This window comes from Klebsiella sp. D-Nf1 (assembly GCF_002810515.1).
GTDB lineage: Bacteria > Pseudomonadota > Gammaproteobacteria > Enterobacterales > Enterobacteriaceae > Klebsiella > Klebsiella variicola.
Map to the genome: position 1 here is coordinate 155,417 of NZ_PIOK01000001.1, position 16,043 is coordinate 171,459.

Consider the following 16,043-nt stretch of genomic DNA (forward strand, 5'->3'; position numbering starts at 1 on the left):
TTTACCTGAGCCAGTTGGTTTTCGCCAGTTCGATGACTTCATCGCCGCGCCCGCTGATGATCGCCCGCAGCATATACAGGCTAAAACCTTTCGCTTGTTCCAGCTTGATCTGCGGCGGGATCGCCAGTTCCTCTTTAGCGACGACGACATCGACCAGCACCGGGCCGTCGGTGCGAAAAGCGGTCTGTAGCGCTTCATCCACCTCGGAGGCTTTTTCAACGCGTATACCTTTGATACCGCAGGCCTCGGCGATGCGGGCGAAGTTGGTATCGTGGAGCTCCGTACCGTCGGTGAGATAGCCCCCAGCCTTCATCTCCATCGCCACGAAGCCCAGCACGCTGTTGTTAAAGATGACAATTTTCACTGGCAGCTTCATCTGCGCCAGCGACAGAAAATCGCCCATCAGCATGCTGAACCCGCCGTCGCCGCACATGGCCACTACCTGCCGCTCCGGCGCAGTGGCCTGGACGCCGATGGCCTGCGGCATGGCGTTGGCCATTGAGCCGTGGTTGAACGAGCCCAGCAGACGGCGTTTGCCGTTCATTTTGAGGTAGCGTGCTGCCCAGACGGTTGGGGTACCGACATCGCAGGTGAAAATGGCGTCTTCATCGGCAAAATGACTGATCTGCTGCGCCAGATACTGCGGGTGAATGGCTTTATCACTGGGTTTAGCCAGATCGTCGAGGCCTTTTCGCGCGTCGCGATAGTGCTCAAGCGCCTTATCCAGGAAGTGGCGATCGGTTTTCTCTTCCAGCAGCGGCAGTAGCGCTTTCAAGGTCGATTTAATATCGCCCACCAGCGCCATATCGACCTTACTGTGCGCGCCGATGCTGCCGGGGTTGATGTCGATCTGAATAATTTTGGCGTCGGTTGGATAGAAGGCGCGATAGGGGAACTGGGTGCCCAGCAGGATCAGGGTATCGGCATTCATCATGGTGTGGAAGCCAGAGGAGAAGCCAATCAGCCCGGTCATGCCGACATCGTACGGATTGTCGTACTCCACGTGCTCTTTGCCGCGCAGAGCGTGGACGATGGGGGCTTTAATTTTGGCCGCGAACTCCACCAGCTCCTGGTGAGCGCCGGCGCAGCCGCTGCCGCACATGAGCGCGATATTGCTGGAGTAGCGAATAAGCTGCGCCAGCTTGCGCAGTTCTTCTTCCGCCGGAGTGACCGTCGGCAACGGCGCATGATACCAGTGGCTGCTGGCGCTCTCCGGGGCGGCCTTCAGCGCCACGTCGCCGGGCAGCACCACCACCGAGACGCCGCGGTTAATCACCGCTTTACGCATGGCGATGGCCAGCACCTGCGGAATTTGTTCCGGGGTGGAGACCAGCTCGCAGTAGTGGCTGCATTCGCGGAACAGTTCCTGAGGATGGGTCTCCTGAAAATAGCCGCTGCCGATTTCGCTGGAGGGGATGTGGGCGGCAATGGCCAGCACCGGCACATGGTTACGATGACAGTCAAACAGACCGTTAATCAGATGCAGGTTGCCCGGCCCGCAGGAACCGGCGCAGACCGCCAGTTCGCCGGTCAGTTGCGCCTCGGCGCCAGCGGCGAAAGCAGCGACCTCTTCGTGCCGGGTGGGCATCCAGTCAATGGTGCCCATGCGGTTCAGACTATCGCTCAATCCATTGAGGGAATCTCCGGTGACGCCCCAGATACGTTTCACGCCAGCCTGTTCCAGCGTTTTGGCAATGTATGCGGCCACGGTTTGTTTCATGATCTCCATCTCCTTTTTGTGATAACGCCTTCAAGCTTAGATGAAACTGCAGGTTACGTTGCTGATTGCCCCTTATTTTTTGCTGGTTTTATTGCTGAAAAATTGTGCATACTCTGGGACCACACAGGGTGTAAAACAGGAAGCACATCAGATGGTTAAGGGAATGTTAAACGCAGTAAATAAAACGCTGTCGCATGAAGACGCCGGTAAACTCTTGTTACGACTCGCCGTCGGCGGGTTAATGCTGTTTCACGGTCTGCATAAGCTGATGGACGGCGTGGGCGGGATCAGCGGCATGCTGGTGGCGAAGGGGTTGCCGGGGTTTATCGCCTACGGTGTGCTGGTGGGGGAAGTGGTCGCTCCCTGCTTGTTAATTCTCGGCGTCCTGACCCGTCCGGCGGCGCTGGTGCTGGCGTTCACCATGGTGGTGGCGTGGCTGATGGTCGGTCTCGGCAAGACGTTTGCGCTTGATGCGGTGGGGGCGTGGGCGATCGAGAACCTGGTCTATTTCTTTGTTGGCGCGCTGGCGATTGCGCTACTCGGCGCGGGGCGTTATTCGCTGGCCTGTCAGTCGGCCTGGCGGTAAAAATGCCTCATTCGTCCTACGGCGTAAAGTCGATACTGTTGTCGGTTTGCAACTTTTTCAGTCCGAGAAAGCGTTTATCTCATGTCGCCTGAGCGTTTATTGTCGCCAGGGATTTTCCCGGAGGCGGCGCATTGCGCCTTCTCCGGGCTACCCAATCGCACCGCGCTGTAGCCCCGGTAAGCGGTAGCGCCACCGGGGATTTTGACCTCAGGCGAGAACCAGATCGCTCTGCGGATGGCAGGAGCAGGCCAGCACATAGCCGTCGGCGATTTCGGCGTCGGTTAACGTCATGGTGCTGGTGACGCTGTACTTCCCGGAAACCACTTTGGTTTTACAGCAACCGCAGACGCCGGCGCGGCAGGCGACGGTCACCGGCACCTTATTGCTCTCAAGCGCATCAAGCAGTGTGGTGCCCACCGGCGCGTAAAACTCGCGCGCTGGCTGCAGTTTGGTAAATTTCAGGCCACTGGTCGCGGCCTCTGCCACCGGGGTGAAGAACTTCTCTTTAAAGAAGCGGGTGACGCCCAGGGCGGCAACATCCTGCTCGACCTTCTCCATATAAGGCGCCGGGCCGCAGGTCATCACGGTGCGGCTGGCTAAATCCGGCACGCTCTGCAGCAGCTCCCGGGTCAGACGGCCGGCGACAAAGCCATGAGTGGCATGGTGCTCCGCCACCAGGGTGACCGGATACTGGCGCCACTCCTCGGCAAAGATCACATCCTCCGGCGAACGCACGTTATAGATCACCTGCACGTCGGCCTGCGGTCGATACTTCGCCAGCCAGCGGCGCATCGACATTATTGGCGTTACGCCGCAGCCGGCGGCCAGCAGCAGGAATTTATCTTCCGCTTTATCGTCGCAGGTAAACTCGCCCATCGCATCGGACAGCCAAAGGTAATCGCCGCGTTTGACCTCGCGGGTCAACCACTGCGAACCCGCGCCCTCGTCAATACGGCGAACGGTCAGCGTAATGTACTCGCTGACCCCCGGCGTGGAGGAAAGGGTATAGGCGCGCAGCGTTTCCGCCGAGTGATGCACGCTGACCAGGGCGTACTGGCCGGCGCGGTACGGATAGTAATCGTGGCACAGTAGCGAAAGCGTCCACACGTCCGGGGTTTCCTGGTGAATGTGGTGAACCTGCATCCGCCACGGGCACTGGGAGGTTGGCATGGTCATCAGGGACTCCTTACGCGCTCAGCAGCTGCTGCATATCTTGTTCTACGGTGGTCACCGAACGCAGACCAAACTTCTCATTGAGGACCACCAGCAGATCCGGAGTGAAGAAGCCAGGCGCTGTCGGGCCGGTGACGATGTTTTTCACCCCCAGCGACAGTAGCGTCAGCAGAATGACGATCGCTTTTTGTTCAAACCAGGAGAGCACCAGCGACAGCGGTAGATCGTTAACGCCGCAGCCCAGTTTTTCCGCCAGCGTAACCGCGAGAATAATTGCCGAGTAGGCATCGTTGCACTGCCCGGCATCGACCAGACGCGGCAGGCCTTCGATATCACCGAAGTCCAGCTTGTTGAAGCGATATTTACCGCAGGCCAGCGTCAGGATCAGGCAGTCATCCGGCACGCTGGTGGCGAAATCGGTGAAGTAGTTACGCTCCCCGCGGGCGCCGTCGCAGCCGCCGACGAGGAAGATGTGGCGCAGTTTTTCACGGCTGACCAGATCGATTAGCGTATCCGCTGCGCCAAGCAGCGTCTGACGGCCAAAGCCGACGGTGATCAGATGCGGGATTTCGCTGTACGGGAAGCCCGCCATCTGCTGCGCCTGGGTGATAACCGGGGAGAAGTCTTCACCTTCCAGATGATTCACGCCCGGCCAGCCGACGATGCTGCGGGTCCAGATACGATCGTCGTAGGCGCCGACGGTGGGGTCGATGATGCAGTTCGAGGTCATCACGATAGGGCCCGGGAAGCGGGCGAATTCCACCTGCTGGTTCTGCCAGCCGCTGCCGTAGTTGCCGATCAGATGTTTGAATTTACGCAGCTCCGGATAGCCGTGTGCCGGCAGCATTTCGCCGTGGGTATAGACGTTGACGCCGGTGCCTTCCGTCTGCTCCAGCAGGTTGTAGAGATCTTTCAGGTCGTGGCCGGAGATCAGGATGCACTTCCCTTCGGTGGCTTTAACGTTGACCTGAGTCGGCGTTGGGTGGCCGTATTTGGTGGTTTCACCGGCGTCAAGGATGCTCATCACCTGGAAGTTCATCTGGCCGATCTCCATCGAACATTCGAGCAGCGCGTTCATATCCGCGGGCCAGGTTCCCAGCCATGCCATGATTTTATGGTACTGGGCATAAATCGCGTTGTCGTACTGGCCGAGCACGTGGGCGTGCTCCATATAGGCCGCCGCGCCTTTCAGACCGTACAGGCACAGCAGGCGCAGGCCGAGGATATTCTCGCCGATGGCGGCTTTATCTTTATTTGGGGCATAGTCTGCCGCCTGACGCTGCAGGTCACCCAGATCGTCGCTGACCAGGTGTAGATCGGCTACCGGGTTATCAACCGCGGCGCTGGCGTCGAGATTCAGGCACTGTGCTTTCAGCGCCTCACGCAGGGCAATCGCCTGACGGGCATAGCCGACGATACGCGGAGAATCGAAGTTGACGTTGGTCAGGGTGGAGAAGAAGGCGCGGGGGGCAAAGCTGTCGACCTCATGATCGATAATGCCATATTCGCGGGCCTTGAGCGCCCAGGCGGACAGGCCTTGCAGTGACGCAATCAGCAGATCCTGCAGATCGGAGGTTTCCGCTGTTTTACCGCACATCCCCTGCGCGTAAGAGCAGCCGTTGCCGGCTGGGGTACGAATGGTTTGTTCACATTGCACACAAAACATGGTCACACCTTTAAAGTTATATTTAATATACATGTTTAAGGTTATGCCGCATGGCACAAGGTGAAAAGGCATTTCTGATACAACTTAAAGGGAGATTGATTTAGCGCAAATTTGGCGGCAGGAAGGCTGCCGCCAGCGCGTACTCAGGCGGTAAAAAAGGCGATCAGGATCGGGACCAGCAGGCTAAGCAGAAAACCGTGCACGATGGCGGCAGGAACAATCTCGACGCCGCCGGAACGCTGGAGTACCGGTAAGGTGAAGTCCATCGAAGTGGCGCCGCACAGCCCCAGCGCTGTGGAGCGGCTGCGGCGAACAAGGCCCGGAATTAACATGATAGCCAGCAGCTCGCGACACAGATCGTTAAAGAACGCCGCGCTGCCTATCACCGGACCAAAGGATTCGGTGAGTAAAATACCGGAGAGCGAGTACCAGCCGAAACCGCTCGCCATCGCCAGACCGGTCTTTAACGGCAGACCGAGAATAAAGGCGTTAAGTATCCCGCCGAGTAATGAGCTGGCCATAACCACCACGGCGACGATCATTCCCCGACGGTTAAGGACTATTTGTCGCAGACTCATTCCATTATTGCGTAATTGAATACCGACGAGGAACAGGAGAAAGATCAGCGTATATTCGCTGGCTTCGGTCGCGTGCTGTAAAAAAGACAGGCCGGTCAGGCCGAGCAGAAAACCGAGCACGACCACGCCGCACAGCTGCAGCGATTCCAGGGCCATGGCCAGGCGCGAGGGTAATTTCTCCTGCCGATGCTGGCTGCGCCATGGCATTTTACTTTCCAGCCACAGCAGGGCGGCAATATTACACAGTAAAATAATGACCACGCTCACCGCGGCGTAATGCAATATGGCCAGCAGGTTGCTGGCCATATTGTCGAGGAACGCCAGGCTGATACCCATAAAAAAAAGGATGACATAGACAATCCAGCTGAGCATCCGGTTAATCAGTTTTAGCGCGGAGGGTTGACGAAGTGGCACCAGATAGCCGACAACCAGCGGCAACAGAATGATGAAGAGTCCCGAGAACATGAACGATGCAGCCCTTGCATAATGAGAATAGCGCCCATGACACTACCCAAATCACCGGGCCGAGTAAAGCTGTCACCAGAAAGAAAAAGCCCGGAAACCCGGGCTTTAAAAAGGATTAATCGCGTTTTTCCAGCAGGGTGCGATACAGAACGCCGCCGAGGATCCCGCCGACGATCGGCATGACCCAGAACAGCCACAGCTGCTGCAGCGCCCAGCCGCCCTGGAAAATCGCTACCGCGGTGCTGCGCGCCGGGTTGACCGAGGTGTTGGTGACCGGAATGCTGATCAAATGGATGAGGGTCAGCGCCAGGCCGATGGCGATCGGCGCAAAGCCCGCCGGCGCGTGTTTATCGGTCGCGCCATGGATAACCAGCAGGAAGCCGCAGGTCAGGACAATTTCAATGACGATAGCCGACAGCATGGAGAAGCCGCCCGGGGAGTGTTCGCCATAGCCGTTAGAAGCAAAGCCGCTGGCGGCGGCATCAAAGCCGGCTTTACCGCTGGCCACCACATACAGCACCGCCGCGGCAATAATGCCGCCGACCACCTGAGCGATGATATAGCCAATGACCTCTTTCGCCGGGAAACGGCCGCCGGCCCACAGACCCAAGGTCACTGCCGGGTTGAAATGCCCCCCGGAAATATGGCCAACCGCAAACGCCATGGTTAATACCGTTAAGCCAAATGCCAACGCGACGCCGGCAAAACCAATGCCGAGCTCAGGGAATGCTGCGGCAAGCACGGCGCTACCGCAGCCACCAAATACAAGCCAGAAGGTGCCGAAGCATTCGGCTGCTAATTTTCTGAACATAACCACCTCAATTAAAATGTATACGCGCACGAGCGGACCGTGCCGGTCTTTATTTATCGTGATAAGGGATGACGATAAAAATAAAGCGGCGTTATTCTAGAGATAACCGCCATCCCAGAGCCAGTTAAATATATTGATATTATTTGATTTAGGGCAAGGTGAGTGGATTCCTTTTGCCAGTTTAGCCTTTCCTTTATCCGTGGAAGATTATCAATAGTGTAGAACATAACGCCTGAAATAAAATTATTTTGTTTGATGAATAATCAACAGTCGGTAATAGGTGATAAGTGAGTAATTTTATGAATATATTTAATCTGCTGAATATGATGCGCCGATGCGATTAAGCAGAGTGTCATCTTGCCGCTGCCCTCGCTATACTGTTGATTACTGAAGGAGAGTGGTGGTTTAGCGGAGGGGATATGCTTCTTGAGCGCGTAGAAATCGTCGGTTTTCGCGGTATCAATCGTTTGTCGTTGATGCTGGAGCAAAATAACGTCCTGATCGGGGAGAACGCGTGGGGGAAGTCCAGTCTGCTTGATGCACTAACCCTGCTTTTGTCCCCTGAGTTCGATCTTTATCACTTTGTCCGCGATGACTTCTGGTTTCCCCCGGGCGACATCCAGGGGCGCGAGCACCATTTGCATATTATCCTGACCTTCCGCGAAAGCGAACCGGGCCGCCATCGGGTCCGGCGTTTTCGTCCGCTTCAGCGTTGCTGGGTACCTTGTGACGATGGTTATCATCGGGTGTTCTACCGCCTGGAAGGCGAGCTCGCCGATGACGACAGCGTGATGACCCTGCGGAGCTTTATCGATGGCGAAGGCGAAGCGCTGGCGGTTGAGGATATTGATGACCTGGCCAGACACCTGGTGCGTCTGATGCCGGTGCTGCGCCTGCGCGATGCGCGCTTTATGCGGCGCATCCATAACGGAACGGTACCGCATTCGCCGCAGATAGAGATCACCGCCCGCCAGCTGGATTTTCTCTCCCGGGAACTGGTCAGTCATCCGCAAAATTTATCGGACGGTCAGATCCGCGAGGGGTTGTCGGCCATGGTGCAGCTGCTGGAGCATTACTTTGCCGAGCAAAGCAGCGCCCAGACGCGGCATCGCCTGATGCGGCGGCGCTCCCATGATGAGCAGCGCAGCTGGCGTTACCTGGATATTATCAACCGGATGATCGACAAACCCGGCGGGCGCAGCCATCGGGTGATCCTGCTGGGGCTGTTTTCCACCCTGCTGCAGGCGAAAGGGACGGTGCGCCTCGATCGCGATGCACGGCCGCTGCTGCTGATTGAGGATCCGGAGACGCGTCTACATCCGATTATGCTCTCCGTCGCCTGGCACCTGCTGAATTTACTGCCGCTGCAGCGCGTGACCACCACCAATTCCGGAGAGTTGCTGTCCCTGACGCCGGTGGAGCAGGTCTGCCGGCTGGTACGTGAATCGGCAAGAGTGTCGGCGTGGCGGCTGGGGCCCGGCGGAATGAATGCCGAAGACAGCCGGCGTATCGCCTTTCATATTCGCTTCAACCGCGCCTCATCGCTCTTCGCCCGCTGTTGGCTGCTGGTGGAGGGGGAGACGGAGACCTGGGTTATTAACGAACTGGCCCGCCAGTGCGGTCATCATTTTGATGCCGAGGGGGTGAAGGTGATCGAATTTGCCCAGTCTGGCCTTAAACCCCTGATCAAATTTGCCCGCCGGATGGGGATCCAGTGGCACGTACTGGTGGATGGCGATGAGGCAGGGAAAAAATATGCCGCCACCGTGCTCGGTCTGCTGAATAACGATCGCGAGCTGGAGCGCGACCATCTGACGAGCCTGCCAGCGATGGATATGGAACACTTTATGTATCGTCAGGGATTTGATGACGTTTATCACCGGGTGGCGCAGATCCCGGATAATGTCCCCATGAACATGCGGCGGGTGATCACCAAGGCCATCCATCGTTCATCCAAGCCCGATTTGGCGATTGAGGTGGCGATGGAGGCTGGCCGACGCGGGGTGGACGCCGTGCCGACGCTGCTGAAGAAAATGTTCTCGCGGGTACTGTGGCTGGCTCGTGGTCGCGCAGATTAACCTGCGGCGTAGGGCTGGCGTAAAGCTCTCCGGTAGCTAAACAAAACGTAAGCGACGTTAAAAATGGGTGTTCTGTTGCCGACGGGTTTGGATAGAATCACCGTCTGGAGCGGCAGGGAAACAGCAGGAATCGGATAATGAAAGTGAAGGGAAAACGCAGGACAATCTGGTGGTTGTTAGCGATCGTTGTGCTGGGTCTGGCCGTCTGGGGATGGCGGATCCTGAATGCGCCGCTGCCGCACTACCAGACGCTGGTGGTGCGCAAAGGTGACCTCCAGCAGAGCGTGCTGGCCACCGGTAAGCTGGATGCCCTGCGGAAAGTTGACGTCGGCGCCCAGGTCAGCGGACAGCTGAAAACGCTGCACGTCAACATCGGCGATAAGGTCAAAAAGGACCAGTTGCTGGGGGTTATCGATCCGGAGCAGGCGCAAAACCAAATTAAAGAGGTTGAAGCGACGCTGATGGAACTGCGTGCCCAGCTCAATCAGGCGCGCGCGGAGAGCAAACTGGCGCAGGTGACTCTGGCCCGTCAGCAGCAACTGGCGCAGCGCCAGCTGGTCTCGCGACAGGACCTTGATACCGCAGCCACCGACCTGGCGGTGAAACAGGCGCAAATCGGTACCATTGAAGCGCAAATCAAGCGTAACCAGGCGACGCTCGACACGGCGAAGACCAACCTTGACTACACGCGGATCCTGGCGCCGATGGCTGGCGAAGTGACGCAAATTACCACCCTGCAGGGGCAGACGGTGATCGCCGCCCAGCAGGCGCCGAACATTCTGACGCTGGCGGATCTCAGCACCATGCTGGTCAAAGCGCAGGTGTCTGAAGCGGATGTCATCCACCTCCGACCGGGGCAAAAGGCGTGGTTTACCGTACTGGGCGACCCGCTGACTCGTTATGAAGGCACGCTGAAAGACATTCTGCCGACGCCGGAAAAAGTCAATGACGCCATCTTCTACTATGCCCGCTTCGAGGTGCCGAATCCGCAGGGGATCCTGCGTCTCGACATGACCGCGCAGGTGCATATTCAGCTGGCCGAGGTGAAAAATGTGATTACCATCCCGCTGAGCGCCCTGGGCGATGCGGTGGGTGATAACCGCTATCACGTCCGGCTGTTGCGCACCGGCGAGGTAAAAGAGCGTGAGGTTGCCATTGGCGCCCGCAACGATACCGACGTCGCGGTGGTGCAGGGGCTGGATGAGGGAGATGAAGTGATCGTCGGCGAGAGCGCGAGCGGGGAGGCAAAATGACGGCGCTGCTTGAGCTGCGTGATATTCGTCGCAGCTACCCTTCCGGCGACGGCAGCGTTGAGGTACTGAAGGGGATCACCCTCAGCATCAATGCGGGGGAGATGGTGGCGATCGTGGGTGCCTCCGGCTCGGGTAAATCGACGCTGATGAATATTCTTGGCTGTCTCGACAAACCGACCAGCGGCACCTACCGGGTGGCGGGAACCGATATCGCGCAGTTGAATGGCGATGCGCTGGCCCGGCTGCGGCGAGAACACTTTGGTTTTATCTTTCAACGCTACCACTTGCTGTCGCATCTTACCGCCGCGCAGAACGTTGAAGTGCCCGCGGTGTATGCCGGCAGTGAGCGGCGGGCGCGCCTGGCGCGCGCCCATGATCTGCTGGTGCGTCTGGGGCTGGGCGATCGGGCTGACTATCAGCCGTCGCAGCTGTCTGGCGGCCAGCAGCAGCGGGTGAGTATCGCCCGTGCGCTGATGAACGGCGGGGAAGTGATTCTGGCGGATGAACCGACCGGCGCGCTGGACAGCCATTCCGGCGAAGAGGTGATGGCGATCCTGCATCAGCTCAAAGCTCAGGGCCATACGGTCATCATTGTCACCCACGATCCGCAGGTCGCAGCCCAGGCGGAGCGGATTATCGAGATCCGCGATGGCGAGATCGTCCGCAATCCACCCGGCAGCCGCCAGGGCGGTGGGCTGCGCGCCCGTCAGCAGGCGGAACCCTCGGCGTGGCGTCAGTTTACCAGTGGCTTTCGCGAAGCGCTGGTGATGGCGTGGCGGGCGATGGCGGCGAATAAAATGCGTACCCTGCTGACCATGCTCGGTATTATTATCGGTATTGCGTCGGTGGTATCGATCGTGGTGGTCGGTGATGCCGCCAAGCAGATGGTGCTGGCGGATATTCGCGCCATCGGCACCAATACCATCGATGTCTATCCCGGAAAGGATTTTGGCGATGACGACCCGCGTTATCAGCAGGCGCTGAAATATGACGATTTGCTGGCGATCCAGAAACAGCCATGGGTGCGTTCCGCCACGCCGGCGGTATCGAAAAGCCTGCGCCTGCGCGCCAACAATATTGACGTTGCCGCCAGCGCGGAAGGGGTCGGGCCGCAGTACTTTAATGTTTACGGCATGACCTTCAGCGAAGGCAATACCTTTAATGAACTGCAGCTTAATAGTCGGGCGCAGGTGGTGGTGCTCGACAGCAATACCCGTCGCCAGCTGTTTCCCAATAAAGCGAAAGTGGTGGGCGAGGTGATTCTGGTGGGCAATATGCCGGCCACGGTGATCGGCGTCGCGGATGAAAAACAGTCAATGTTTGGCAGCAGTAAAATTCTCCGCGTCTGGTTGCCTTACACCACCATGGCGGGAAGAGTGATGGGCCAGTCGTGGCTGAACTCCATTACGGTACGCGTTCATGAAGGTTATGACAGTGAAACCGCAGAGAAACAGCTGCTGCGGCTGCTGGAGCTGCGGCATGGAAAAAAAGATGTATTCACCTGGAATATGGACAGCATCTTGAAAACCGCAGAAAGGACCACACATACCTTACAGCTGTTCCTGACATTGGTAGCGGTGATTGCCCTGGTGGTTGGCGGTATTGGCGTAATGAATATCATGCTGGTGTCGGTGACCGAACGGACGCGGGAAATCGGCATCCGCATGGCGGTTGGTGCGCGGGCCAGCGATGTACTGCAGCAGTTTCTCATCGAAGCGGTGCTGGTTTGCCTGGTCGGTGGTGCGCTGGGGGTCACGTTGTCGCTGATGATCGCGTTTATTCTGCAGCTGTTTCTGCCCGGCTGGGAGATCGGTTTTTCCCCGCTGGCGCTGGTGACGGCTTTTCTCTGTTCGACGTTGACCGGGGTGCTGTTTGGTTGGCTGCCTGCGCGCAACGCGGCACGGCTCGATCCGGTGGATGCGCTGGCACGCGAATAGAAATAAAAATGCCAGTCAGAAGGACTGGCATTTTATTAGCAGGATGTACACAATGAAGCAAAAGAGTTATGCAGCCGTTTCCGCTTCCACAGGGACGATCACGCTGGCGTGGTTGCCTTTTGGCCCCTGGTGAACATCAAACCGAACGGCTTGTCCGGCTTTTAGCGTTCTGTAACCATCCATCTGGATGGTGGAGTAATGGGCGAAAATGTCTTCGCCGCCGCCCTCAGGGCAGATAAAACCGAACCCTTTGGCATTGTTGAACCACTTAACAGTACCCATTTCCATACTTCGACATCCTTCGTAAATCTTTATAAGTAAGATGGAATGAACCGGTGGTGGAGTGACGAGTTGTTCAATTGCTCGCCAACTCTCGCCACTACAATTTAGAGAAATACGAAAACGCGTCAAGCGATTGAGGAGGGGGAAAGGCGAAAAATGCGTCAAAATTTGAAGCAGTTAACGCTATTGCCGGGGAATGTGACAGCCGTCGCGGATAGAAGCGATAGATGATAGTTATCTATGATCTGTTGTAGATTTGTGATGAGCATAACCTCTGGTCATCGACAGGCCTCCGCCTGTTGGCAACAGCAACCGATGATGAACACTGACGATGAGTAAGAGAGATTGGCTGGACTTCGAGCACCTGGTTGACGACGAAGTTCGTGATGCGATTAAACCGCCATCTATGTATAAAGTGATATTGGTCAATGATGACTACACTCCAATGGAGTTTGTTATTGACGTGTTACAAAAATTCTTTTCTTATGATGTTGAACGTGCAACGCAACTGATGCTCACGGTTCACTATGAAGGTAAGGCGATTTGTGGCGTGTTTACCGCGGAAGTGGCGGAGACCAAAGTCGCTATGGTGAATCAGTACGCGAGGGAGAACGAGCATCCATTGCTGTGTACGCTGGAAAAAGCCTGAATACAGGCATGAAAATTGGGGGAGGTGCCTATGCTCAATCAAGAACTGGAACTCAGTTTAAATATGGCTTTCGCCAGAGCGCGCGAGCACCGTCATGAGTTTATGACCGTCGAGCACTTGCTGCTGGCTCTGCTAAGCAACCCCTCGGCCCGTGAGGCCCTGGAAGCGTGTTCAGTGGACCTGGTGGCATTGCGTCAGGAACTTGAAGCCTTCATCGAACAAACCACACCCGTCCTGCCAGCCACGGAAGAAGAGCGTGACACCCAGCCGACGCTGAGCTTCCAGCGTGTGCTGCAGCGCGCCGTCTTCCACGTGCAATCTTCTGGCCGCAGCGAAGTGACCGGCGCCAACGTACTGGTGGCCATTTTCAGCGAGCAGGAGTCGCAGGCCGCTTACCTGCTGCGTAAACATGAAGTCAGCCGACTCGATGTGGTGAACTTCATTTCTCATGGTACACGCAAAGACGAGCCGAGCCAGTCTTCCGATAACAGCGGAAGCCAGCCTGGCAATGAAGAGCAAGCCGGCGGGGAGGAACGTATGGAAAACTTCACCACCAACCTCAATCAGCTTGCTCGCGTCGGCGGCATTGATCCCCTGATCGGCCGTGAAAAAGAGCTGGAGCGCGCGATTCAGGTCCTGTGCCGTCGCCGTAAAAATAACCCACTGCTGGTGGGGGAATCTGGCGTCGGTAAAACCGCGATCGCCGAAGGCCTTGCCTGGCGCATTGTGCAGGGCGATGTGCCGGAAGTGATGGCCGACTGCACCATCTACTCGCTCGACATTGGCTCTTTGCTGGCAGGGACCAAATATCGTGGCGATTTTGAAAAACGCTTCAAAGCGTTGCTCAAACAGCTGGAGCAGGATACCAACAGCATCCTGTTTATTGATGAAATCCACACCATTATCGGTGCGGGGGCGGCTTCTGGCGGCCAGGTCGATGCGGCTAACCTGATCAAACCACTGCTTTCCAGCGGCAAGATCCGGGTGATCGGCTCCACCACCTACCAGGAGTTCAGCAACATCTTTGAGAAAGATCGTGCGCTGGCCCGTCGTTTCCAGAAAATTGATATCACCGAACCGTCGGTGGAAGAGACGGTGCAGATTATTAATGGCCTGAAGCCGAAGTACGAAGCGCACCATGATGTGCGTTATACCGCCAAAGCGGTGCGTGCGGCGGTTGAGCTGGCGGTAAAATACATTAACGATCGTCATCTGCCGGATAAGGCGATTGACGTCATTGACGAAGCGGGCGCGCGGGCGCGCTTAATGCCGGTCAGCAAGCGTAAGAAAACGGTTAATGTGGCGGATATCGAGTCAGTGGTGGCGCGTATTGCGCGGATCCCTGAGAAGAGCGTCTCCCAGAGCGATCGCGATACGCTGAAAAACCTTGGCGACCGTCTGAAAATGCTGGTCTTTGGTCAGGATAAAGCCATTGAGGCGCTGACCGAAGCTATCAAAATGGCGCGCGCCGGGCTGGGACATGAGCACAAGCCGGTTGGGTCATTCCTGTTCGCCGGGCCTACCGGGGTCGGGAAAACCGAAGTGACCGTGCAGCTGGCGAAGGCGCTGGGTATTGAGCTGCTGCGTTTTGACATGTCCGAATATATGGAACGTCATACCGTCAGCCGTTTAATCGGGGCGCCTCCGGGTTACGTTGGCTTCGATCAGGGCGGGCTGCTGACCGATGCGGTGATTAAACATCCGCACGCGGTGCTGCTGCTTGATGAGATCGAAAAAGCGCATCCGGATGTGTTCAACCTGCTGCTGCAGGTGATGGATAACGGTACGCTGACTGATAACAACGGGCGTAAAGCGGACTTCCGCAACGTGGTGCTGGTGATGACCACGAACGCCGGGGTGCGGGAAACTGAGCGTAAATCGATTGGCCTTATTCAGCAGGACAACAGTCCGGATGCAATGGATGAGATCAAGAAGATCTTTACGCCGGAGTTCCGTAACCGCCTCGACAACATTATCTGGTTCGATCACCTCTCTACCACGGTGATCCATCAGGTTGTCGACAAGTTTATCGTCGAGCTGCAGGTCCAGCTGGACCAGAAAGGCGTCTCCCTGGAAGTGAGTCAGGAAGCGCGCGACTGGCTGGCGGAGAAAGGCTACGACCGGGCGATGGGTGCACGTCCAATGGGACGCGTCATTCAGGACAACCTGAAAAAGCCGCTGGCGAACGAGCTGCTGTTCGGCTCGCTGGTCGATGGTGGCCAGGTGACGGTGTCTCTGGACAGCGCGAAGAATGCGCTGATCTACGATTTCCAGAGCGCGCAAAAGCACAAACCGGAAGCCGCCCACTAACGCGATGTCTTCAACGTAAAAACCGGCCCAGGGCCGGTTTTTTTTTGCCGGTGGCAGAAATGAAAAGACCGGGAATTATCCCGGCCTTCAGCATCTGACGCCTTAGGGGCGAAAACAATCAGCGACTACGGAAGACAATGCGGCCTTTGCTCAGGTCGTACGGGGTCAGCTCAACAGTCACTTTGTCGCCCGTCAGAATGCGGATGTAGTTTTTACGCATTTTACCGGAAATATGCGCAGTTACCACGTGACCGTTTTCCAGTTCTACGCGGAACATAGTGTTAGGCAACGTTTCAAGTACGGTGCCCTGCATTTCAATATTGTCTTCTTTGGCCATCTAGTCCTCTGGGGTATCACTACCGTAGTTTTGAACCGGCAAGATAATGCCGAAGTTCATCATGTAAGTAAAGTTTTACGTATCTACCCTGAATAATTCACCTTGCCGGAAAGCGCACAGTCAGCACACCGGCAACGGATATATGACGGGTATGAATCGCCGAAGTAGTTTTGGCGCATTGCCCGGAACACACACGGC

The 16,043-nt window shown here is 56.9% G+C and carries 13 protein-coding genes; 6 read left to right on the forward strand and 7 right to left on the reverse strand.

All coding sequences use genetic code 11. The annotated features are described in order from the left end of the window. Nucleotide 1 precedes the first annotated feature (1 nt). The gene (gene poxB, locus CWM54_RS00755; protein ID WP_074386614.1) at nt 2-1,720 is read right to left on the reverse strand and encodes a ubiquinone-dependent pyruvate dehydrogenase; all 1,719 of its coding nucleotides are present in this window, start codon (nt 1,718-1,720) and stop codon (nt 2-4) included. 151 nt (nt 1,721-1,871) lie between these two features. Here poxB and CWM54_RS00760 point away from each other — a divergent pair, with 151 nt between their 5' ends. Then, nucleotides 1,872-2,306: a DoxX family protein gene (locus tag CWM54_RS00760; RefSeq protein WP_100695654.1), complete on the forward strand. Its 435-nt coding sequence runs from the start codon at nt 1,872-1,874 to the stop codon at nt 2,304-2,306. Between the two features lie 207 nt (nt 2,307-2,513). Here CWM54_RS00760 and hcr read toward each other — a convergent pair whose 3' ends face one another. From hcr to aqpZ, 4 genes are all read right to left on the reverse strand, one after another. Next, a complete protein-coding gene (gene hcr, locus CWM54_RS00770; protein ID WP_100695656.1) occupies nt 2,514-3,482 on the reverse strand; it encodes an NADH oxidoreductase in 969 nt (322 codons plus the stop codon). Nucleotides 3,483-3,492: 10 nt separating this feature from the next. Beyond that, a complete protein-coding gene (hcp, locus tag CWM54_RS00775) occupies nt 3,493-5,145 on the reverse strand; it encodes a hydroxylamine reductase (protein WP_061156393.1) in 1,653 nt (550 codons plus the stop codon). Between the two features lie 143 nt (nt 5,146-5,288). Further along, nucleotides 5,289-6,188 (reverse strand): lysine exporter LysO family protein, encoded by a 900-nt coding sequence (locus CWM54_RS00780; protein ID WP_100681555.1) that lies wholly within the window; start codon nt 6,186-6,188, stop codon nt 5,289-5,291. Nucleotides 6,189-6,303: 115 nt separating this feature from the next. After that, nucleotides 6,304-6,999, reverse strand: a complete 696-nt coding sequence (gene aqpZ, locus CWM54_RS00785) for an aquaporin Z (protein ID WP_002896434.1) — start codon at nt 6,997-6,999, stop codon at nt 6,304-6,306. 419 nt (nt 7,000-7,418) lie between these two features. On the opposite strand from aqpZ, the gene CWM54_RS00790 reads away from it, so the two are divergent. The 3 genes from CWM54_RS00790 to macB all read left to right on the forward strand — a co-directional run bounded on the left by CWM54_RS00790 (nt 7,419) and on the right by macB (nt 12,267). Beyond that, entirely contained in the window at nt 7,419-9,077 is a 1,659-nt protein-coding gene (locus CWM54_RS00790; RefSeq protein ID WP_061155199.1) for an ATP-dependent endonuclease, read from the forward strand. Nucleotides 9,078-9,214: 137 nt separating this feature from the next. Then, nucleotides 9,215-10,330 carry a macrolide transporter subunit MacA gene (macA, locus tag CWM54_RS00795; RefSeq protein ID WP_100695658.1) on the forward strand — a complete coding sequence of 372 codons (1,116 nt, stop codon included), beginning with the start codon at nt 9,215-9,217 and terminating at the stop codon, nt 10,328-10,330. Then, on the forward strand, nt 10,327-12,267 hold the full coding sequence (gene macB, locus CWM54_RS00800) for a macrolide ABC transporter ATP-binding protein/permease MacB (protein ID WP_061155197.1): 1,941 nt from the start codon (nt 10,327-10,329) through the stop codon (nt 12,265-12,267). The genes macA and macB overlap by 4 nt, the downstream gene beginning before the upstream one ends. 66 nt (nt 12,268-12,333) lie before the next feature. Here macB and cspD read toward each other — a convergent pair whose 3' ends face one another. Beyond that, nucleotides 12,334-12,555 (reverse strand): cold shock-like protein CspD, encoded by a 222-nt coding sequence (gene cspD, locus CWM54_RS00805; RefSeq protein ID WP_002896516.1) that lies wholly within the window; start codon nt 12,553-12,555, stop codon nt 12,334-12,336. Between the two features lie 325 nt (nt 12,556-12,880). On the opposite strand from cspD, the gene clpS reads away from it, so the two are divergent. Both clpS and clpA read left to right on the forward strand, forming a co-directional pair. Beyond that, complete coding sequence (gene clpS / locus CWM54_RS00810; RefSeq protein ID WP_002896520.1) at nt 12,881-13,198, forward strand: ATP-dependent Clp protease adapter ClpS; 318 nt, start codon at nt 12,881-12,883, stop codon at nt 13,196-13,198. 30 nt (nt 13,199-13,228) lie between these two features. Continuing rightward, on the forward strand, nt 13,229-15,508 hold the full coding sequence (gene clpA / locus CWM54_RS00815) for an ATP-dependent Clp protease ATP-binding subunit ClpA (RefSeq protein WP_061155196.1): 2,280 nt from the start codon (nt 13,229-13,231) through the stop codon (nt 15,506-15,508). A 118-nt stretch (nt 15,509-15,626) separates the two neighbouring features. On the opposite strand, the gene infA is transcribed toward clpA, so the two are convergent. Continuing rightward, nucleotides 15,627-15,845: a translation initiation factor IF-1 gene (gene infA / locus CWM54_RS00820; RefSeq protein WP_001040187.1), complete on the reverse strand. Its 219-nt coding sequence runs from the start codon at nt 15,843-15,845 to the stop codon at nt 15,627-15,629. Between the last annotated feature and the right edge of the window lie 198 nt (nt 15,846-16,043).